This is a genomic window from Paenibacillus sp. SER-28, assembly GCF_052906305.1.
In genome coordinates this window covers 1,028,535-1,049,463 of record NZ_JBRECM010000001.1, presented here as the reverse complement: position 1 = coordinate 1,049,463, position 20,929 = coordinate 1,028,535, and the positions used below count along the sequence as shown (strand labels likewise).

Sequence of the window (20,929 nt, the reverse complement as noted above, 5' to 3'; positions counted from 1 at the left end):
ATTATTTCACAACTTGTACAAGCTTGGGGGCGATCTCCTGCATTGGCAGAAGGTGACGCACACATTTTAACTCTACTGCTGAGCGGGGCATTCCGTACACTACACAAGTTTCCTCATTTTCAGCAAATGTGGATTGTACCCCAGCATCATAAAGCTTTTTCATCATTTTGGCCCCGTCGCTCCCCATTCCAGTGAGCAATACTAGATGCCGCTCCAACGAGGTTAACGAGAGCAACGATTCAAACATCGTATCTACGGAAGGACGGTGACCATTGCGAGCTTCCTCCATCTTCAGTGACACAGTGTATTTACCACCGGCTCCTGGCACAATTCTTAGTTGATATCCCCCTGGGGCAATGTAGGCCGTTCCAGTCTCCAGCGTCATTCCCTGCTCAGCCTCCACAACTCGGAGTGGACTTAACGTGTTCAAGCGTTGTGCCAGCGAACGAGTGAAGTTTGGCGGCATATGTTGAACGATAACGATTGGAGCAGGAAAATCACCAGGAATGCGTTCCAACAGCGTCTTAAGCGCCCGCGGACCGCCCGTAGAACATCCCACCGCCACCAGTTTGCGAAAGCTGGACGTATACACACCTTTTTTAAGAGAAAATCCTTTAGGTGCGGCAGGAACTGTAGGTGCCGTTACTGGAGGCGTAGCAGCCGCAGGAATAGGAGTAGCTGATGAACTCACCGTCTTACGGGGCTCCGGCTTAACCAGCCCTGCTTTATCCTTACCATGCAGCGATTTGTCAGCGGCCGTATTAGAACTGTTTAGTTTCCCTGGTGTTCGTCCCATCCCCTTGGACAAGTCTTCCTTCTTCTGAACAGTAGATGCTTGGACTGACTTGCTTGGCTGAGCAGCTGGCTGTTCTATACGCCCCGCCGTAACAGATGTTCCAGACTGTTGTCGTTTCGTTTCCTGCTTGGCTGCTGCAGGGACGGACTTGCTAGCGTCACGCTTCGGCTGAGCTGATACAGCAGGTGAAGGAGCAGCCGGAACAACAGGAGGCTTGTCTGTCGAAGCTTGACTGCCTGCTCGTTTCTCAGTCACTGCTTGTCCTAAAGACTTTTCCTGTGGCATTTTTTTCGCTTGCTCCAATGCAGCTTTGCGCTCATTTGCTTCCTTGCGCTCCAGACGGCTCCGCACTGCTTGCATAGCAGTGTGCATCTGTTCCAGCAGCGCCTTGCTCACTTGCTCGATATCTTGCGCATGAGCAATGGAAGGCTTTCTTATAAAATCGAAAGCTCCTGCCTCCAGAGCCATGATGGTCTCCTTCATGCCTTGTTCATTAATGCCTGACAGCATAATAACAGGTAGCGGATGGGCTGCCATAATCAATGGCAATGCTTCAAGACCATTCATTTCAGGCATCTCGACATCCATGGTGACCAAATCGGGCTGCAATTCCTTCACTTTCTCTACAGCCTCTTTGCCATTGGCGGCTGTACCTACGATGTTGAACGACTCATCCCTTACAATTAAATCTGTAATAATTTTGCGCATAAAGGCCGAATCATCTACAACCAGCACCCGGTAAGCACACATGTTAAACACCTCTGTTTCCTCTCATCAAAATCAATGTACAGAACGTCGCAACCATTTTTGCATAAACCCTTTAATTCCACTCAATGCACCTGATTGCGGAATCTGTGGCATTGCTGCAAAACGGTGTGCCAGATTCAATACATCTCTTGAAGCCGCACATCCCGGAAAAGCAACCATAAAAGGTACTTGCCTTTTGACTGCTTGCATGACATGAGTATCATCACTGATATGCCCAAGCAACGGGATTTCGATCTCCAAAAAGCGTTTCGCAACCAGTGCGATCTTATCGGCAACTTGACGGGCCTCATTATCGTTATCGGCACGATTGACTATAATTTTGAATACCGTATTCTTTTGCAACCCGCTGACGACTTTAATTAGCGCATACGCATCTGTTAAGGACGTCGGTTCCGGTGTGGTTACGACCAGGCATTCGTCAGCTGAAGTGATGAATTTAAGGTTTTCTTTAGATAAACCTGCACCTGTATCAAATAGAATGTAATCCATATCTGCCGCCATTTTTTCTACTTCTTCGGCAAAATAATTCAGATCGTCATCCGATAACGTAAACAATTCGCTCAAGCCCGATCCTCCAGCAATATAAGGCAAACCACCTATACCCGTTTGAATAATTTCATCAATTGATTTCTCACGTTTCAACAGGTGAAGAAGATTGTATTGTGAATTGGCCCCCATTAATACATCAATATTGGCCATACCGATATCAGCATCAAACACAAGTACCTTTCGACCAAGGGATTGCAGAGCCAGAGCAAAATTCAGCGTAAAATTGGATTTGCCCACGCCGCCTTTACCACTGGTGATCGTTATAATTTTGGCTTGACGATTACGTGGGGGCAATCGATATTTATCCAAGGAAGAAGCCATTTGTCTAAGTGATTGGGCTTGGTCACTCATATGGAATCTCCGTTAGCTCCTGATGATGCTTTGGGTCCAAGCAGCATGCTTGTCACCATTTCTGTATCGGGATGAAGCAGGTCGTCAGGAACATTTTGTCCATTGGTAATATAAGCCAGTTGCATCGGAAATTGATGCAAAAGATTAAACATTCCACCGCAGCTACCTGTCTCGTCCATCTTAGTAAATACAACCTTACCAAGACCAAACTTACTGAAATGTCCAGTTATATTGAGCATATCTTTGCTTTTGGATGTCAGGCTGAGTACCAGATACGTCTCACTTTCATTAATAGGCGAAAGCAGACTTTGCAGTTCCGAAACAAGTAATTCATTACGATAATTTCGTCCTGCGGTATCCATGAGGATCAGGTCACAATGTTCCAGCCGTTGAATGGCTCTGTGGACGTCGCCGGGAGATTGCACAACTTCAAGCGGTACATTCAAAATCGTAGCATATGTACGCAGTTGCTCGACCGCTGAAATCCGGTACGTGTCAGAAGTAATAAATCCAACTTTGCGATGATGCTTAAACAACTGCTCTGCTGCTAACTTGGCAATGGTTGTCGTTTTCCCTACTCCGGTAGGACCTGCCACATACACAATTTTGGTATCTTTGGAGATCCCTTTGTCCAGTCTTGTCTGAATAAAACTGGCCACTTCCTCACGAAAGGCTTGTTCCCAATCAAAAGTTTCAGGCGCAAAAGGATGCTCACTCCGGCGCACATATACCTGTTCGAGCCAATACTCCAGTAAATCGCGTTCCACTTCCTGCTCCAGCACACGCTCACAAATCTCTTGCAGCGGCTCCGGCCAAGTACTTTCCAATGAAGAATTTCGGGAAAACCGAGTCATCATAGCCTTCATTTCCCGCAATTCATTAAGCAGAGCCTGATTTTCCTCTGCTCCGCTCTTCTCTGGAACACTTACTTCAATGGGCTGTTTAAACAGTTCACTGGATGATTCCATGTTCGAAAGCAATGCTTCATGATCAAGTACTTGAGACATAGTCTCCAGATTATTAGCAGGCCTAGATAACAAATGCTCAGTTGCTGAAGCTGCCTGTTCTGCATCATTCGTTAATTCAGCTTGTTCTTCTTTGGAACCACCCGTCATCTGCGTTACCCGCCGATAAGCTTCTGGAGCAGCTTGTCTGGGAACCACAGGCATAAATGATTTTTCTGGCTGTTCAGGAGCATTCATTGAAGATGAAGCCGCCTGGGTAGGCTCTTGTGAAGATGGTCCAAACCGTCGTGGCTTTTGAGGTTGCTTTTCCTCTACCGCAGCTACCACTTCGATTTTCTTTTTACTGAACATTCCCATGAAACCGCCGACCTTCATTTCCTTTGTACTTAAAATGACGGCGTCAGTTCCTAAGTCACCCCTGATTTGCAGCATAGCTTCTGGCATGGTATCCACTACATATCGTTTCACTCTCATAAGTTCACCACCCCGACACTTTGAATTTCAACGTTCGGCTCTAGCTCACTGTACGACAGCACCGGGACATCCTGCATAGTCCGCTCCATCACTTGCCGCAAATACATCCGAATTGTCGGTGACGTTAACACAATAGGCTGCTGTCCAGATTGAATGAGACGGTTGATTTGCTCCATCATCCTTTGATACACCGTTTGCGTAGACACCGGATCAAGAGCCAAATAGCTACCTTGCTCCGACTGTTGCACGCTTTCAGCAATTTTCTTCTCCAATCCTGGTCCCACTGTAATAACGCGTAACGTCTCCCCTTGTTGGGCAAATTGCTGCGTAATCTGTCGGGACAACGCCTGACGGACATATTCAGTCAGCACGTCGGGATCTTTTGTATAAGTACCGTAGTCAGCTAGCGTTTCAAAAATAGTCACCATATCGCGAATGGAGATTTTTTCTTTCAACAGCTTGGCTAACACTTTTTGTACATCCCCAATCGCAAGCACAGAAGGAATAAGGTCGTCCACCAGCACTGGATAATTCTCTTTGAGATTGTCGACCAGTGACCGTGTTTCCTGTCTGCCAAGCAACTCATGAGCATGTTTCTTGATCGTCTCCGTAAGATGAGTAGCTACAACTGAAGGTGGATCAACTACGGTATAACCCGATAGTTCCGCAACATCCTTAGTGTTTTCATCAATCCAGAGCGCGGGTAATCCGAAGGCCGGTTCTGTCGTTTCAATCCCTGTAATAGAATCGTCGTCGTATCCCGGACTCATAGCCAGGTAATGATTTAACAGAAGCTCTCCGCCGCCCACCGTATTACCTTTAATTTTAATGACATATTCGTTAGGCTTGAGCTGAATGTTGTCCCGAATACGAATGACCGGCACAACCAAACCCAGCTCCAAAGCACATTGACGACGGATCATAATAATCCGATCCAATAAATCCCCGCCCTGCTGTGTATCCGCCAGCGGAATTAACCCGTATCCAAATTCAAATTCAATTGGATCTACCTGAAGCAGATTAATGACACTTTCTGGACTACGGACTTCTTCAATTTGTTGCTCCTCTTCCAGCTGTTCATCGGCTATCTGCTTGCGTTCCATATTGCCCTGCATTCTTCGAGCCGCGAAAAACAGCAGAATCGCCAGTGGAAGAGTTGTAATGATATGAATAGGCGTGAAGAGACCCAATAATGCAATTGTGGCAGCCACAATATAGATCAATTTTGGATAAGAAAAGAGCTGTCCAGTTAAATCCTCTGCCAAGTTGCCATCCGACGTAGCCCGCGTAACAATCAAGCCTGACGCCGTGGATATGAGCAGTGCGGGAATCTGGCTGACCAGTCCGTCACCAATGGTGAGTACAGAATAAGTCGACAGCGCCTCTTGAAATCCTTTTCCCTGAACGGCCATACCGATAATAAAGCCGCCGACCAAGTTAATGATCAAAATGATAATACTAGCAATGGCATCACCTTTAACGAATTTACTCGCACCATCCATCGCTCCGTAAAAATCAGCTTCCCGTTCGATTTTACTGCGTCGTTCACGGGCTTGCTGCTCATTGATCAAACCTGCATTCAGATCAGCATCAATACTCATTTGTTTACCCGGCATCGCATCCAATGTAAACCGTGCGCCTACCTCAGCAACCCGCTCAGATCCCTTGGTGATAACAATGAACTGTACGACCACGAGAATGAGAAAGACAACAAAACCGACGGCAATTTGCCCTCCTGCAATCCAACTACCAAACGTAGCAACTACTTCCCCTGCATGGCCCTCACCTAAAATAAGTTTGGTTGTAGAGATATTAAGTGCCAAACGAAACAATGTTGTAATGAGTAGCAATGAAGGGAAAATAGAAAACTGTAAAGCTTCCTTCGTATTCATAGAAACGAGTAGAATCATCAAAGCAATAGAAATATTAATGACGAGTAGGATATCCAGCAGCCATGATGGGATCGGGAGAATCATCATAAGAACGATACCGATGACGCCTGCAAGGACAGTTATTTCTTTTATTTTCACGGGTCTCTAGCCCTCCGATCCCTTTATTTCACTTTACCTTTTAATTTATATACATACGCCAGCACTTCGGCAACGGCCTGGAACAGATCAGCTGGTATCGCATCCCCGATTTCGGCTCTTTGAAACAGCGCCCGCGCCAGCGGCTTGTTTTCCATCGTTATTACGCCGTTTTGCTTGGCAATTTCTTTAATTCGGAGCGCAACGTAATCTTGCCCTTTCGCAATAATCTGCGGCGCTTCCATCTCCGAACCGTCATATTTCAAAGCCACAGCAAAGTGCGTAGGGTTGGTGATGATGACATCTGCATTAGGAACCTCCTGCATCATACGCTGCATAGCCATACGGCGCTGACGCTCGCGAATTTTCCCTTTGATCAGCGGGTCACCCTCCATTTTCTTGTATTCATCCTTGATGTCCTGTTTGGACATTCTCAGGTTTTTCTCATGCTCATAACGTTGATACATATAATCCAACACCGCTAAAACGAACAGCACCACACCAATTTTGAGCCCCAGTTCCATCGTTAATGAAGCTGTAAAGCTCAACATCTGATCGCCGGACATTTCAGCCAGTTTGGGTAGGTCAGCCTTTGTTTTCCAGAGTACGCTGTACACCAGATAACCAATTACGGTCATCTTTAAAACAGATTTTAGGAATTCAACCAATGACCTCATGGAAAAAATATTTTTGAATCCTTTAATCGGATCAATCTTGCTAAACTTGGGCGTAATGCCCTCTCCGGTTAATAAAAAACCGATCTGCATGTAATTGGCTGCTATCCCGATGACAATAGCCCCAATAAAAATAGGTGCCAGCATAATCAAGATTTGCACGCCATACTCGCCCATCATCAGCAGCGTTGTGTTCGGCGTTACCTCCATAGAGAGCCGATTCACAAAAATATCTCGAAATAGTCGAACTGCATGGTCCTTAAAATACCCGCCGAAAATCATGAGGCAAAAAAACGTAACCAGCAGGACACCAGCGGCGGGCAACTCCATGCTTTTGGCAACCTGCCCTTTTTGTCTTGCATCCTGTTTCTTTTTGGGTGTAGCTTTTTCCGTTTTTTCCCCTGAGAACAACTGCAGGTTCATAGCATATTTAAATGACAAACTACGTTCCTCCAGACCAGACATTAAGGACGATTACCCATAATATCCAACAAGTTGCGCATGGATTCGAACATCACCGAAAACAATCTTTCGAATATAAAAGCAAAACTTGGCATGAGAAGCAGTAACATGAACAGTCCCACAATAATTTTAAGAGGTACACCAATAACAAAAATGTTGAATTGTGGCGCTGTTTTAGCTAAAAAACCAAGTCCCACATCTGTTAAAAAGGTAGCCACTACAATGGGAGCAGCAATTTGAAAAGCAAGCATAAATGATTCCGCAAAAGAACGTACCAGGAATTCAGTTACACTGCCACCATACAGCTTTACAAAAAAATCATTTGTCAACGGTACCCAATCATAGCTGTATAAGATAGCATTTAGCAGATGATGGTGCCCATTTATACTTAAAAAGAACAACACTGCAATGGCAAACTTAAAATTTCCCGTTAAAGGCGTTGAAGCCCCTGTCATGGGATCAAACACACTCGCCATTCCGAAGCCCACCTGTAGATCTATAAATGAACCTGCAGTTTGGATCGCTGTCATGAACAGATATGCAGTAAACCCCAATAACAACCCAATCAGCACTTCACGACCCACTAACAGCACGTACGATACATCGGTCGGTACCTGTTGATGCGTACCATATGTAAGATACACGACCAAAGCTAGAAATCCTGAAATTCCAACCTTAAAGATATTAGGCACCCCTCGGGTTGAAAAAATAGGCGCTACTACAAAAAACGAGGTAATCCGACAAAAAATTAGCAAAAAAACAGGAAAACTCTGTAACAATATGTTCATAACATTCAGCCTAACCTATATATTTGTACAAATTGTCTAGAATGTTATACGTAAAGTCCACTAATGTGGTCAATATCCAGGGCCCGAACAAAAGCAATGCCAGCAATACGGCGACAATCTTCGGAACAAAGGCCAGTGTTTGCTCCTGAATTTGGGTTGTCGCCTGAAAAATACTGATAATCAAACCCACGACTAGCCCCAAAATCAGCATCGGAGCGCTCACCTTGAGTACAATGTACACCGCTTGCCCAGCCAGGGAAATAATAAACTCCGAAGTCATTGCCGTCCTCCTTGATTGCTGTCCTTGCATGAAGTATTCATGTGTTAAAACTCAGAAGCAATGATTTGACTACCAAATACCAACCATCTACAAGTACGAAGAGCAGTATTTTAAAAGGAAGTGAAATCATTACCGGTGGTAGCATCATCATCCCCATAGCCATGAGTGTACTCGACACTACAATGTCTATAACTAAAAATGGTATGAAAATCATAAAGCCCATCTGAAATGCCGTTTTCAACTCACTGATTGCATAAGCCGGAACCATTACCGTTAGTGGAATATCCTGATAATTCTTTGGTTTTTCCATTTTAGTGTATTTCATAAAGAGTAGTAGATCCTTCTCACGTGTATGAGAGAACATAAAGGTCTTGATCGGTACCGATGCCTTATCCAGCGCCTGAGACTGTGTTATATCCCCCTTGAGATACGGCTGAAGTGCAGTTTCATTCATAGCTGAGAACGTCGGTGCCATAATGAATAAAGTGAGAAACAAAGCCAGTCCGACAAGCACCTGATTAGGCGGCATCTGCTGGGTTCCCAGCGAAGTTCGCACAAAGCCAAGCACAATCACAATTCGCGTAAAACTTGTCATAAGTACAAGCAACGCAGGCGCTACACTAATGACAGTAATAAGTAAAATAATAGACAGCGAGGTGGCACCGGGCTGTCCTTTGTCCGAATTGCCGACTTGAATATCAATGTTCGGAATCGGTTCCGCAGAGGCCGCCGTCACCGAAATGAAGCTGAACAAGACAAGCAGCAAACATGCAAGTATAATCTTTTTTCTCATGAATCTCCCGACCGATCTGTAGTATTCTCCTCATTGCGCAGCTTTTCAAGTTTATCCTTGCGATTCGGCATTTGCCGAAGCTTGGATTCAAACATCTCGTGAAAAGATGTCTCCTCTTCAGGCTGCTGCTGTGCCGCGTTGTTCCGGCGAAGCTTATCCGCAATTTTAGCGAATAGCGGGGCAATCGGGCCGCGCTGCAGAGAAGCTTCCTGCTCCAGTGCGGCCAAAATTTGCTCCACTTCTTCAGGATCGGATACTTTGTCAACAAGCCGGATATCTTCTCCCACACCAATGAGGTACACACTGCTACCAACTTCAACAAGCTGAAGGGATTTATTGGGACCAAGTCCCACGCCTCCCAGTATGCGAACGGAGCGGTTGCTGAACCAGCTCTGATTTCTTTTACTCAAAAACCGTATCAAGTACACGATCAGTACGATGATAAAGATTAGCACGAAAAGGACCCAGGCAATGTTGCCTATATTGCTGGATGTACTCAATGCGTCAGAGGCACCCTGTTGTGTATCCATACTGGGTGCGCCTTACACACCCAGTGTTTTGTTGATGGCTTCGATAACCCGATCCGATTGGAAAGGCTTAACGATAAAATCTTTTGCGCCAGCTTGAATGGCATCAATAACCATTGCTTGCTGACCCATCGCGGAACACATGATAACCTTTGCGTTCGCGTCAATTTGTTTGATTTCCTTCAGAGCGGCAATGCCGTCCATTTCAGGCATCGTGATATCCATCGTAATCAGGTCCGGACGAAGCTCCTTGAATTTTTCAATGGCCTGTGATCCGTCCTGGGCCTCTCCTACTACTTCAAATCCATTTTTGGACAGGATGTCCCGAATCATCATTCTCATAAATGCAGCATCGTCCACGATCAAAATACGGTTTGCCATCTGAAATAAATCCTCCCTAAATTATGCTTTTATTGTAATTTTTGAATACGGTCCCATTGGCTTACAATATCTGTTACACGCACGCCAAAGTTCTCGTCGATTACGACAACCTCGCCCTTGGCAATCAGTTTGTTGTTAACCAAAATGTCCACCGGCTCCCCGGCAAGCTTGTCCAATTCAATAATTGAACCTTGTGAGAGCTCCAGAATATCTTTAATTTGCTTTTGGGTCCTTCCTAATTCTACGGTGACTCTAAGGGGAATGTCCATCAATAAATTTAAATTGTTTTCATCCACTTGCGCAAATGCACCGGACTGCAAGTTAGAAAATTGTACAGGTTGTACATTTACATTACGTCCCGGTACTGCGCCGTAGTGATGAGGCGTTCCGTAAGGAGCTTGCGGCGGTACACCAGCTGGCATTCCATAACCCGGTGTTCCATAGCCTGGAGCGCCCTGCTGCCCATATCCCGGGTCTTGAGGATACATTGGCGGTTGTTGCCCATAGCCTGCGTCTTGCGGCGCCTGCGCGGCTGCAGGTGGCTGTTGATAGGCTGGTGCAGGCGGTTGCTGCGGAACGCTAGCTTGTTGCGGCGCTTCGGGAGCAGCTGTTGCAGCTACCTGTTGTGCGGACGCTTGCGGTTGTTCTTCATCCTCTCCGCCATTCATTAGGATGCTCACCATTTTTTTGGCGAAATTAACAGGCAACAGTTGCATCAGCGTAGAGTCAATAAGATCCCCGATCAATAACCGGAAGGATACTGTAATGAGCGTCTCTTCATCCGGCAGACTAGATACTCCATCACCGTGCATAGGATCCAAAATATCAATCCCTGGTGGAGAGATATTAACAAAACGATTAAACATGGTAGACATAGAGGTCGCCGACGATCCCATCATCTGGTTCATCGCTTCCTGCACGGCACTGATGTGAATTTCATTCAATTCTTCATCCGCTGGGTTACCTTCACCACCAAGCATTAAGTCCGCTATCACTTGTGCATCACGCTTTTTGATTACGAGTGAGTTAATACCCTCGAATCCATCGACATAATTTACATGTACAGCTACGTGTGGCTTTGGAAATGCAGTTTCAAATTCAGAACGGGTAATAATTGAAACTTTAGGTGTCGTAATATCCACCTTTTGACCGAGCAGTGTGGAAAGAGCCGTAGCTGCGCTGCCGAACGTTATATTACCGATTTCCCCGAGAGCATCCTGCTCCAGAGGAGTCAGAAAATCGTCAACGGTCTTGTTGGCGGGAGTAGAATCCGTCCCCGCTTCAGACTGTTTCAGCAAGGCATCGATTTCCTCCTGGGACAAATAGTCTTTACTCGTCAATTTCTTCAACTCCTTCGTTGACAATTTCATCAATTTGTACGGCAACACGATCTCTTACCATGCCGGGACTTCCCATAAACTTCAATTTATCGCCCACCCGGATGGATAGTCCTTCTTTGACAGGCTTGTTCAATGAAATGACATCCCCTACCGAAAGACCCAGAAACTCGGCTACATTTATCCGGGATTCACCCAACTCCGCAATAATAGGGAGCTCTGCTTTGGTGACCCGTAATCTCAAGGCGTCGATCTCTTCGGGCGCCCTTGATTTCTTTTCGGATGTAAACCACTGGTGCGTAGACAGTCTGGCCATAATGGGTTCCAATACCACGTGCGGGATACAGAGGTTAATCATCCCTGTGGTATCACCAATTTTGGTACTAAGCGAAATCAGAGCAATCGTTTCATTCGGCGAAACAATCTGCATAAACTGCGGATTCGTTTCCATCGCCTCTAAGCGCGGTTCAATGTCCAGTACCGTTTTCCAAGCCTCTTGCAGGCTATCAAAGGTACGGCTGAAAATTCGCTCCATGATCGTCGTCTCGATTTCGGTCAACGCAGTAACCTTTGACGGTGCCGAACCTGTTCCTCCGAGAAGCCTGTCCAACATGGCATAAGCAACGTTCGGGTGAACCTCAAGCACCATACGGCCTTCCAGCGGTTCAGCTTCAAAAATATTTAGAATGGTCATTTTCGGAATGGAGCGAATGAATTCATCATAAGGAAGCTGCTCCACCTGAACGACATTAATTTGGACAAAAGTACGAAGCTGCGCTGAAAAATATGTGGTCAGATACCGTGCAAAGTTCTCGTGTATCCGCGTCAGACTCCGTATATGATCCTTGGAAAACCTAAGCGCTCTTTTAAAATCATAAGCGCGAACTTTCTTTTGGGTATCTTCCTTTTTAAGTTCTTCCGCATCCATTTCACCGGACGAAAGAGCTGCTAAAAGGGCATCAATTTCCCCTTGTGACAGTACATCCACCAATGTTATTCACCCCCTTACGTGTTCCTGACAAGTTCACCTGGAATCAAATGGCTGCCAGCAAAAAGTCTGTAATTTTGGCGTTCCCCAGGTGACCTTCAGGGAGCGACTTGTTGATGAGATCCGTCAGCTTGTCACTGAACTGGTCCCGGCCTTTAGCCGTTCTGAGCTCATCAGGTTTGGTGTCTGCAAGCAATTGAATAACGATGGGCTTAATACTGATGTCTTTAATTTTTTCAAAAGATTCTTTTGCTTTGGCATCGTTCAATTGAAAAGATAGGTTCATCTGGACAATGTAATCTGCGTCTGCCAAATTCGTTTTGATACCGGTAATTTCAGAGCTCACTTCCACCAATTCATCTGCTGACAATCTTGGAAGTTGTTCTGCTTGAGCAGCTTGCGCATTCGGTATGACTTCCGACTTCTTCCCGCTAAGCGCTGGTATAAGTACAAAGGCCGCGCCTGCAATCAAAGTAATCGCGAGTAAAATTGTAATGAGCCATGGCAGCATCTTCTTCATTCGTCTTCCTCCATTTGTTGCACTTTTATCGTGGCGGCATGTATGCCGATTTCACGGCTGTAACCCTTGATCAAGGAGACGACATCTGCCGCTTTTTCCAATACAATCAACCGTTTCCCCGTCACCAAAGTGACGTATGTATCCGGTGTTTCCTCCACAGTCTCAATGAGCAGCGCATTAAGCCACATAGGCGAGCCGTTCAGCCGCGTTAACGGGATCATCGTAACACCAACCTCCTGATAGGTGCGGAGGAGCCTCTACTCCTCCGCGTTTAAATGAGATTATCGTTTCAAGTTTACAACTTCCTGAAGCACTTCATCCGAGGTCGTAATGATACGCGAGTTCGCTTGGAATCCGCGCTGAGCTACGATCATTTCGGTAAATTCGCCTGTCAGATCAACGTTGGACATTTCCAGCTGACCTGAGATGATAGCTCCACGCCCCTCTGAGTTGGCTGCTCCAGGCTCAAGTGCATCAATGTTGGAGTTGACCGTAGTACGGTACAAGCTCCCTCCGATTTTTTCCAGACCTTCTGGATTCGTGACTCTGGCTAATCCGATTTGCGTGCCATTATCAACTGTTCCGTCATCCAATTGTTGTACAATTGTACCGTCCTGCGAGATGGAGAACGCTGTAACATTGTCAGCAAGTGTGATGGGATCTCCACCCGCATCTCCTACGAAAAATCCATCAGAAGTAACCAGGTTTCGGTTCGCATCTACGTGAAAATCACCCGCACGAGTCAGATAAGGAACTTCCTGTGCATCATTCATTTTGACCAGGAAAAATCCGTCACCGTTAATACGTAAATCCGTTGGGTTGTTCGTAGTCATTGCACTACCTGGAAGGTGCAGTGTATCAATTGAGCTGACCGACACTCCCAAACCTACCTGCTTGGCATTTTGCCCGGCAGTTGTTGTTCCGTCTGGTGCACTTGCGCCTGAACTCGTTTGGCTCAAGATATCCTTGAACATCACTCGGCTGGACTTGAAGCCTGTTGTATTTACGTTTGCAATGTTGTTACCGATAACGTCCAGCTTCGTTTGAAAGCCCTTCATGCCCGATACACCTGAATACATTGATCTCAACATTGAGTATAAATCCTCCTCTGATTGGTTGCTTAGTTGACCGCATCAGTCGATCCGCGGCTTTTTCATGGCTTTCCTATTCGGGCCAGCCACTTCGTATACATTTTTATGAAATAATTACAGCACTATCTATCTGCGTAAATACGTTATCCTCCATGGACTTCTTATCCATCGCGGTAACAACTGTTCGATTAGGTACACTTACAATCAAAGCCATATCCTGCATTAAAATCAGTGATTCTTTGGCGCCTTTGGCAGCTGCTTTATCCACAGCAGAGTTAATTTTCGCCATTTGGTCACTTCTCAACTCTATTCCCCGTTGCTCCAAACGCTTGGCTGCATGGTTGCTCAGCTTGAGCACCTGATCCTGCAACACCTGACCGAACGGTCTGGCATCCTTCGATACCGAATTTACTCGGTTTTTTGAGATTGCTGCCGGGGGCACGTTGGCGGGAAAAAGGCGTCCGACCGTTATCCTGTCATTCATGAGTTCTCACCGCTTCCAGTAGAGGAAGAAGATGAAGTATCAGATGTATCTGTAGCGGGAGTCGTTGTGTTAGCTTGGCTCACTGATGTTACATCTTTTAATGCCACCTCAGCCGCTCCCATTTTGGCATACTGCACACCGTCACGAATAACGATGGAATCCACGATTCCAGTTTTCACTGTACCCGCACCTGTTTCACCTGTAATGGAGTCTTTTTTACCTGCCTCAATCCAGCTGACTTCTTTTCCTATCAAACCGGAGGCTGTACCTAAAGACTGTCCCAATGCATTCAACTGCGTAGAAATGTTCATCAGTTGTTCCACCGAGGAAAACTGGGCCATTTGAGCGATAAATTCTTTATCCTCCAAAGGCTGCATCGGATCCTGATTTTGTAGCTGGGTGATCAAAATTTTCAAAAACTGATCTTTACCCATCGTTTTAGTATCCTTGGCACTCGCCGTTTTGACATTGTTCACATTGTAATTCGGCCAGACGTTACTGGTGGATACATTGTTGTCTGTCGTCGTCATTGTGTTCTCACCTCCATCATTACGCTTGTGCTGTAAAGGAGCCTGTCCGATTTATTTCATCTGCACGTTGTTCTGCTGTCCAGTTACGGAGTTCCTCTGCCATTTCAGCTACCTTCATAGCATCTTCGCTCTCTTCTCTACCACGAGCTTTGGAACGTTGATTGGATTGCTGCTGCTGCTGATTAGCTCCAGATCCGCGTCCATCCTGATACATATGGGAGGAAAGCGACTCATTGTGCGTTACTTCTACCTTATCCACCTGGATACCTTGGCTCTGGAGACTCGAACGCAGCTGCGACATTTGCTGTTCCAGCAAATCCTTCGCTCCGCTATGCTCAGTCATGAACTGGGCAACCAGATGACCATTTTGCATTGTCAACTTAACTTCCAGCTGGCCCAGATGATCTGGACGAAGCATGATAGTCGCTTCCGTCAAACCAGTGTGTTTTACAATGTCAAGTTTCTGCACTACAAATTCGGTCATCTCCTTGGCAAATTGCCGTACATGTACGACTGGTTGAGCCGGAGCCGAAGGTGTTGTTCCTTGCGTTTGTACCGAAAGCTGTCCCGCAGTCGTGATCACTGGAGTCTGATTGTCAGTTGCTGTCGAATCCGCTTGCTCAGTTGCATCTACGAATGCACTCGCTTCATCTGTTACAGTCGTCTTAACTGCTGACTGAACGAGAATATTAGTTGATGAACGTTGCCCTTCTGAACCTTGTTGATTAGTTTCACCCTGACTTGCTTGCTGCTGAGAAGCAACAACCTGTTTGTCTGTAGTAGCTGTAGCTACGGTTAGAGTACCATTTGCTCGATTTGCAGAAGGCTGAACTGCTTGTGAATCCCCACCATCAGCAAGTTCCACAGCTTTCATTACACCATTCCACTGCTCATCGGAAATAGCTCCCGTACCTGCCGTTGCGCTTTGGAGCGATTGTAGCAACTGTGCCACCTGGGACTTTCGGTCTCCAGAAGCCTGCTCTACTACATTGGCAAGTTGTGACAAAGCGTCCTGTAATGCAAATCGAAGAGTAGCCGGGTTGGCTGCCAAAGCTGTTAAGCCTGTCGCCTCTGTCGTTTCTCCACCGTTTAACTGTTGATTTGTTCCGTCGCCTTGTAAAAACTGTTGTACTTGCTGAATCCACGCTTGCAGAGTTGCAAGCAGAGCAGGATCAGTAGCTACTTGATCATCCAGCTTTTCAAGATTTTGCAGCAAAGGAGCCAGTGTTTCGGCCAGCGGCTCGGTTGGAGCTTCCGTGGATTCTCCAGTTGCAATAAGCGGAAGTACCATAACTAATGGAGAACCGTTCGCATCTGTGCCTGCTGAGCCCGTTTGCCCGCCTGTCATCATTTGCGTAAGTGTTTGATTAAAAGCACCCGTGGTTGCTCCAGCAGCTGTCGCTGTAGTCGTTGTTGAGGCCGTTGTACTGCTAGCTGCCTGACTGGAGCCGAGCGATACACTTTGAGAAATAAGGGTCATTTATTTTTCACCTCCCTTCATTTAAATTACTTACTGCCCATCAGTTTGTTCAAAATTTTTGCGGTCTGAGCAGCATCCTTGGCGGACATATTTTGTAGTAAAGAACCACGTGTCGAATCATCTACTGTATTTAATATGTTTAATGCCTTGTCTGGACTGATTTTGTAAGTTTGTAAAATAAGTTCGGCACCGCTCTTCTTGTCCATGGAAGCAAATGTGCTACTGATTTGAGTGCTTTGCAAACTCTTACTCGTTGTTCCAGCTGTGGTACCTTGATCCTTTTTCAGACGAGACTGCAAGGCAGCAACTGACAAATCCGTAGATGGCGTTACGTTTTTCAGAGCCATAGTAATATCGGCTGCTTTTTTAGCGTCCATCTTTTGCAAAATCTTTGCACTGTTGGCAGGGTCCATGTAGCTTAACAGCTGCACAGTCTCTTCCGTGGTCAGATTCTCCATAATCGGTGCCGCTTTACTTGCTGTCATCCCTTCATACATGCTAGCAAGATCTCTGGCCTGTTTTACATAAGGATCTTCATTTGTTGTTCCACCTGTAGTTTGCGTACCGGCCTGTCCCTGCTGACTAGCCTGTGACTGCTGCTCCTGTTGCGTTTGCAGCGTATTGACCTGATTCTGCAGTTCAGTAACCTTTTTATCTTGTGTCGTCTTAGCAGCGGTAGCCTTTTTAAGCTCCTCCGTCTGCTTGGCTAAATCTGCCTTTAACTGCTCAATAGTTGCTTCAGAACTTTCAGACTGAGCCTTCTGATCTGCCTCTTTCGTCTGGGTAGCCTTATCTTTCGGTTCAGGTATCCAATTTTTAACAACTGGTATTTTGTTCCCTAATGAAATCATTTCGCTTCTGAAGTCCATATTGAACAATGTAAGCAGGACCCCGACCAGAACGATTGTGAACACAATCGGAATCAGGAAAAACATAAACCGTTCAAATCCCCCGCCTGATTCTTTTCCTAAATCCATATCCAGTTCATTTTCTGCTAACTTCTGTGCCATCGTCTTCCTCCTCAGGCAGCTGATATGCGTATCCTATGACTTTCCGCTTACCGGGCTTTCATGGCAAATCGCACGGAAGCCATTTCATCCAGCTCGTTCTGCTCGCGCAGGAGCATTTCCTGTTGGAATTTCACGTTGGCCTTCTCTCTCGCTTTCAGCCAAACCTGTTCATCCAGCATTTTATCGGTCAAAACGGTTTGTTTGCTTTGCACATTTTGCTGCGCATATTGAACATCCCTATGCTTGCGTGTAATACATTGGTCCAGATGATTAACATAAGCCTGTAATTCCTGAATGGTAGAGAGTGGCGCGCAATCCTCGGCAGCCTTTTGAATGGCTGATATGACCCGATTCCTTTCGCCTACAAGCTGTGTTAATGTCTGCTCCTCAGCCTGCAATTGTCCGACAGCACTGGAAAGCAACCATTCGGCCTGTGACTTTTCGTTGGTTTTCAAGTCTACAACTTTCTGAAAGGAATACTGAAATCTCATCGTTCAACCTTCATCTCCTCGTAAATTCAGAAATCAAACGCTCCCTTACCTCGTCCAGCTCAGCCTTTTCATCTGTTCTTTGTCTTGTAAAATCCCATATATCTCGTATGCGCTCCATGGATTCGTCAATTTCTGCATTTGAACCTTGCTGATAGGCCCCGATATTAATTAGATCCTCCGAATCTTTGTAAATGGCCATCAAGCGCTTAATGTTCTCGGCAGCATCTATCTGATCTCGTGGTGCGATATCCTTCATAACCCGGCTAATACTCGCTAACACATCAATTGCGGGAAAATGTCCTTTGTTCGCAATTCCACGATTCAAGACAATATGTCCATCCAAAATCCCGCGCACCGCATCCGCGATGGGCTCATTCATGTCGTCCCCATCGACCAGTACCGTATAAAAAGCGGTTATGGAGCCAGTAGGACCTGTCCCTGCACGTTCTAAAAGCTTAGGTAGACTAGCAAACACGGAAGGGGTGTACCCTCTCATTGCCGGTGGCTCGCCTACCGCTAGGCCGACTTCACGTTGGGCCATCGCATATCGGGTAACTGAATCCATCATCAGCATGACATTCAATCCGCGATCCCGAAAATATTCCGCGATGGTCGTTGCAATAAGTGCACCCTTAATACGGATTAACGCAGGTTGGTCGGAAGTTGCCACAATGACCACGGAACGTTCTAGTCCCTCCGGACCTAAATCCCGTTCAATAAAGTCCAGCACTTCACGTCCACGTTCCCCGATCAAGGCAATTACATTCACATCGGCTTCCGTATTACGAGCAATCATCCCCATCAAGGTACTTTTACCTACACCCGAACCTGCAAAAATACCAACCCGTTGTCCTTTACCGATAGTAAGCAACCCGTCGATAGCGCGCACCCCGATACTGATTGGTTCCTGCACACGCGGACGATTCAGCGGATTAGATGGAATATTGAAGGTTGAATATCTCGCCATTCGCGAGGGGATCAATGAGCCATCCAGAGGCTGACCCAAGCCGTCCAGCACTTTGCCTAACAGCTCCGACCCGACCTGCACATTCAACGGCTTCCCTGTTCCTACAACATCACAACCGGGACCAATGGATTGTAGTTCTCCAAGTGGCATCAGAAGCACTTTATTGTCCCTGAAGCCTACAACTTCCGCTTGCAACGGCTTGGCCGTTTTGCCCGGATAAATGTAACAAACATCCCCGATACTGGCGTCCGGACCTTCCGATTCAACCATCAGGCCGATAACCTGCGTAACCTTGCCATTTACCCGAACCGGGTCCAACTGGCGCAAATGATCCATGTAGCGCTGCGCATTAAGCCCCTTCATGTCTTCGCTCCTCATTCTCATGTGCCAGACGCAGTAGTTCCTTTTTGATCTCAGCTAATTGCGTATCAATCCGCGCATCCACGCTTCCAAAGGAAGAACGGATAACACAGCCGCGATCTTTGACGGTACCATCAGGAATAATTTGCAGTTCTGCCTGCGAATCGACAGTTAATGACAATTCTTCTCGTGCACCTTGCACAAATGCGAAATGCTGAGGCGACACACACAATGTAATGGTTCCTTTTTCCCGCTTACGAGCCAAATTTTTACGAATTAATTCAATCGTGTATTCTGGCTCAAGGCTAAGCTGTTTCTCAATGACCTTCTCAGCAATAGCACTACTCAGTTCGACCAGGAAAGGCTCCGCTTCCTGAATCAGTTGTTCCTTAATCTCATAGGCCTGACGCAGAATATCCTGTGCTTCTTCCATCATCTGCTCCGATTTCGTTTGGAGCTCGGCCTCAGCCAGCTTCTGGCCTTCTTCATATCCTTGCTGAAACCCATCAGCTTTTAACGACTGAGTCAACTGATCGTCATGCTCGCGTCGTTCCTGCCACCAGGCTTCAATCTGCTGCTGTGCCTCCTGAAGCATCCGTTCCGCTTCTTCAGCTGCCTCGCGAACCTGACGTTCGGCAAAATCCTTGGCATCATTCAGCATTTCATCCCGCAGCCGTTCAGCCTCGTGATCTCGCTGAGGCTCCGGCTCCGTATATTCAGTTGTGATTTCTTCATCCGTCGTTTCTGGCGCATACGTATGTGCCACATCAATTGTTTTCAAAGCCTCTACAGGAACATATTGGAAAGATTTAATCAAGTTAGACAATGATGTCATCTCCTCCGCCGCGTGCGATTATAATCTCACCGGCCTCTTCCAATCTGCGGATCGTCGATACGATACGTGTCTGTGCTTCTTCCACATCACGCAACCGCACCGGTCCCATGTACTCCATTTCCTCTTTGAAGGTTTCTGCCATACGTTTCGACATATTTCGGAAAATCACATCGCGTACTTCTTCACTGGACACTTTAAGCGCCAATTGCAAATCTGCATTGTCGATATCGCGGATAATGCGCTGAATGGAACGGTTGTCCACATTGACGATATCCTCGAACACGAACATTCTTTTCTTGATTTCCTCAGCCAGTTCTGGATCTTGAATTTCAAGCGAGTCGAGAATCGTACGTTCGGTTCCGCGGTCTACGCCATTCAAAATCTGAACAATGGACTCGATACCACCCGCATTCGTATAATCCTGCGTCGCGGTTGCAGACAGCTTTTGCTCCAACACTCGTTCCACCTGGGAAATAACTTCCGGAGATGTACTGTCCATGACAGCGACACGCCGGGCCACATCTGCCTGTTTTTCCTGTGGCAGAGACGACAGAATTGCAGCCGCCTGCTCAAATTGCAAGTACGAAAGCACGAGAGCAATCGTTTGCGGATTCTCATTCTGTATAAAATTCAATATCTGGTTTGGATCAGCCTTGCGGGCAAAATCGAAGGGTCTTACCTGTAACGTCGCTGTTAGACGGTTAATGACCTCAACTGCTTTTTGCGATCCCAGTGCTTTCTCCAATATTTCTTTAGCGTAATTAATACCGCCTTGGGAAATATACTCCTGAGCCAGACAAATTTGATGAAACTCGGCCATGATGGAGTCCTTCTCAATGGCATCGACCTTCCGCACATTGGCAATTTCCAATGTAAGTTGCTCGATCTCCTCATCACGCAAATGCTTGAATATTTGAGCAGATACCTCTGGTCCCATTGTGATCAGAAGTATAGCTGCTTTCTGTCTTCCCGTTAAACCTTGACTGCTTGCCTTTGCCAAT

23 protein-coding genes are annotated in these 20,929 nt (G+C 46.4%); all 23 read right to left on the bottom strand.

Translation table 11 applies throughout. The features are described 5' to 3' along the window. Position 1 precedes the first annotated feature (1 nt). The gene (locus ACUYLD_RS05030; protein WP_446674585.1) at positions 2-1,546 is read right to left on the bottom strand and encodes a chemotaxis protein CheB; all 1,545 of its coding nucleotides are present in this window, start codon (positions 1,544-1,546) and stop codon (positions 2-4) included. A 30-nt stretch (positions 1,547-1,576) separates the two neighbouring features. Next, complete coding sequence (locus ACUYLD_RS05025) at positions 1,577-2,464, bottom strand: MinD/ParA family protein (RefSeq protein WP_250261647.1); 888 nt, start codon at positions 2,462-2,464, stop codon at positions 1,577-1,579. Next, a complete protein-coding gene (gene flhF / locus ACUYLD_RS05020) occupies positions 2,461-3,903 on the bottom strand; it encodes a flagellar biosynthesis protein FlhF (RefSeq protein WP_446674528.1) in 1,443 nt (480 codons plus the stop codon). Before flhF ends, ACUYLD_RS05025 begins: the two co-directional genes overlap by 4 nt. Then, positions 3,900-5,933: a flagellar biosynthesis protein FlhA gene (flhA, locus tag ACUYLD_RS05015; RefSeq protein WP_016820963.1), complete on the bottom strand. Its 2,034-nt coding sequence runs from the start codon at positions 5,931-5,933 to the stop codon at positions 3,900-3,902. Before flhA ends, flhF begins: the two co-directional genes overlap by 4 nt. A gap of 23 nt (positions 5,934-5,956) precedes the next feature. Next, entirely contained in the window at positions 5,957-7,069 is a 1,113-nt protein-coding gene (flhB, locus tag ACUYLD_RS05010; RefSeq protein ID WP_254327932.1) for a flagellar biosynthesis protein FlhB, read from the bottom strand. Then, entirely contained in the window at positions 7,069-7,854 is a 786-nt protein-coding gene (gene fliR, locus ACUYLD_RS05005; RefSeq protein ID WP_254325826.1) for a flagellar biosynthetic protein FliR, read from the bottom strand. The genes flhB and fliR overlap by 1 nt, the downstream gene beginning before the upstream one ends. A gap of 10 nt (positions 7,855-7,864) precedes the next feature. Further along, positions 7,865-8,134 carry a flagellar biosynthesis protein FliQ gene (gene fliQ, locus ACUYLD_RS05000; protein WP_007430038.1) on the bottom strand — a complete coding sequence of 90 codons (270 nt, stop codon included), beginning with the start codon at positions 8,132-8,134 and terminating at the stop codon, positions 7,865-7,867. 37 nt (positions 8,135-8,171) lie between these two features. Continuing rightward, a complete protein-coding gene (gene fliP, locus ACUYLD_RS04995; protein WP_013309901.1) occupies positions 8,172-8,927 on the bottom strand; it encodes a flagellar type III secretion system pore protein FliP in 756 nt (251 codons plus the stop codon). Further along, positions 8,924-9,457, bottom strand: a complete 534-nt coding sequence (locus ACUYLD_RS04990; protein ID WP_023988197.1) for a flagellar biosynthetic protein FliO — start codon at positions 9,455-9,457, stop codon at positions 8,924-8,926. Before ACUYLD_RS04990 ends, fliP begins: the two co-directional genes overlap by 4 nt. Before the next feature lie 12 nt (positions 9,458-9,469). Continuing rightward, positions 9,470-9,835, bottom strand: a complete 366-nt coding sequence (locus tag ACUYLD_RS04985; RefSeq protein ID WP_010346372.1) for a response regulator — start codon at positions 9,833-9,835, stop codon at positions 9,470-9,472. Between the two features lie 29 nt (positions 9,836-9,864). Next, a complete protein-coding gene (gene fliY, locus ACUYLD_RS04980) occupies positions 9,865-11,175 on the bottom strand; it encodes a flagellar motor switch phosphatase FliY (protein WP_069291729.1) in 1,311 nt (436 codons plus the stop codon). Beyond that, the gene (gene fliM / locus ACUYLD_RS04975) at positions 11,165-12,163 is read right to left on the bottom strand and encodes a flagellar motor switch protein FliM (protein ID WP_235308125.1); all 999 of its coding nucleotides are present in this window, start codon (positions 12,161-12,163) and stop codon (positions 11,165-11,167) included. Before fliM ends, fliY begins: the two co-directional genes overlap by 11 nt. A gap of 43 nt (positions 12,164-12,206) precedes the next feature. Continuing rightward, on the bottom strand, positions 12,207-12,680 hold the full coding sequence (locus ACUYLD_RS04970) for a flagellar basal body-associated FliL family protein (protein WP_023988194.1): 474 nt from the start codon (positions 12,678-12,680) through the stop codon (positions 12,207-12,209). Continuing rightward, entirely contained in the window at positions 12,677-12,901 is a 225-nt protein-coding gene (locus ACUYLD_RS04965) for a flagellar FlbD family protein (protein WP_014281086.1), read from the bottom strand. Before ACUYLD_RS04965 ends, ACUYLD_RS04970 begins: the two co-directional genes overlap by 4 nt. Positions 12,902-12,961: 60 nt before the next feature. Next, positions 12,962-13,771, bottom strand: coding sequence for a flagellar basal-body rod protein FlgF (gene flgF, locus ACUYLD_RS04960; protein ID WP_250268101.1), 810 nt, complete (start codon positions 13,769-13,771; stop codon positions 12,962-12,964). Positions 13,772-13,874: 103 nt separating this feature from the next. Then, complete coding sequence (locus ACUYLD_RS04955) at positions 13,875-14,255, bottom strand: TIGR02530 family flagellar biosynthesis protein (protein WP_061831868.1); 381 nt, start codon at positions 14,253-14,255, stop codon at positions 13,875-13,877. Beyond that, positions 14,252-14,785: a flagellar hook capping FlgD N-terminal domain-containing protein gene (locus tag ACUYLD_RS04950; protein ID WP_254325828.1), complete on the bottom strand. Its 534-nt coding sequence runs from the start codon at positions 14,783-14,785 to the stop codon at positions 14,252-14,254. Before ACUYLD_RS04950 ends, ACUYLD_RS04955 begins: the two co-directional genes overlap by 4 nt. A 19-nt stretch (positions 14,786-14,804) precedes the next feature. Continuing rightward, positions 14,805-16,265, bottom strand: coding sequence for a flagellar hook-length control protein FliK (locus ACUYLD_RS04945; protein WP_446674527.1), 1,461 nt, complete (start codon positions 16,263-16,265; stop codon positions 14,805-14,807). 26 nt (positions 16,266-16,291) lie between these two features. After that, entirely contained in the window at positions 16,292-17,275 is a 984-nt protein-coding gene (locus tag ACUYLD_RS04940) for a magnesium transporter MgtE N-terminal domain-containing protein (protein ID WP_250261659.1), read from the bottom strand. 47 nt (positions 17,276-17,322) lie between these two features. Beyond that, positions 17,323-17,766, bottom strand: a complete 444-nt coding sequence (gene fliJ, locus ACUYLD_RS04935) for a flagellar export protein FliJ (protein ID WP_013309890.1) — start codon at positions 17,764-17,766, stop codon at positions 17,323-17,325. 10 nt (positions 17,767-17,776) lie between these two features. Next, positions 17,777-19,096: a flagellar protein export ATPase FliI gene (fliI, locus tag ACUYLD_RS04930; RefSeq protein WP_069291725.1), complete on the bottom strand. Its 1,320-nt coding sequence runs from the start codon at positions 19,094-19,096 to the stop codon at positions 17,777-17,779. Continuing rightward, on the bottom strand, positions 19,083-19,919 hold the full coding sequence (locus ACUYLD_RS04925) for a FliH/SctL family protein (protein ID WP_069291724.1): 837 nt from the start codon (positions 19,917-19,919) through the stop codon (positions 19,083-19,085). Before ACUYLD_RS04925 ends, fliI begins: the two co-directional genes overlap by 14 nt. Next, a complete protein-coding gene (gene fliG / locus ACUYLD_RS04920) occupies positions 19,912-20,928 on the bottom strand; it encodes a flagellar motor switch protein FliG (protein WP_013370674.1) in 1,017 nt (338 codons plus the stop codon). Before fliG ends, ACUYLD_RS04925 begins: the two co-directional genes overlap by 8 nt. Between the last annotated feature and the right edge of the window lies 1 nt (position 20,929).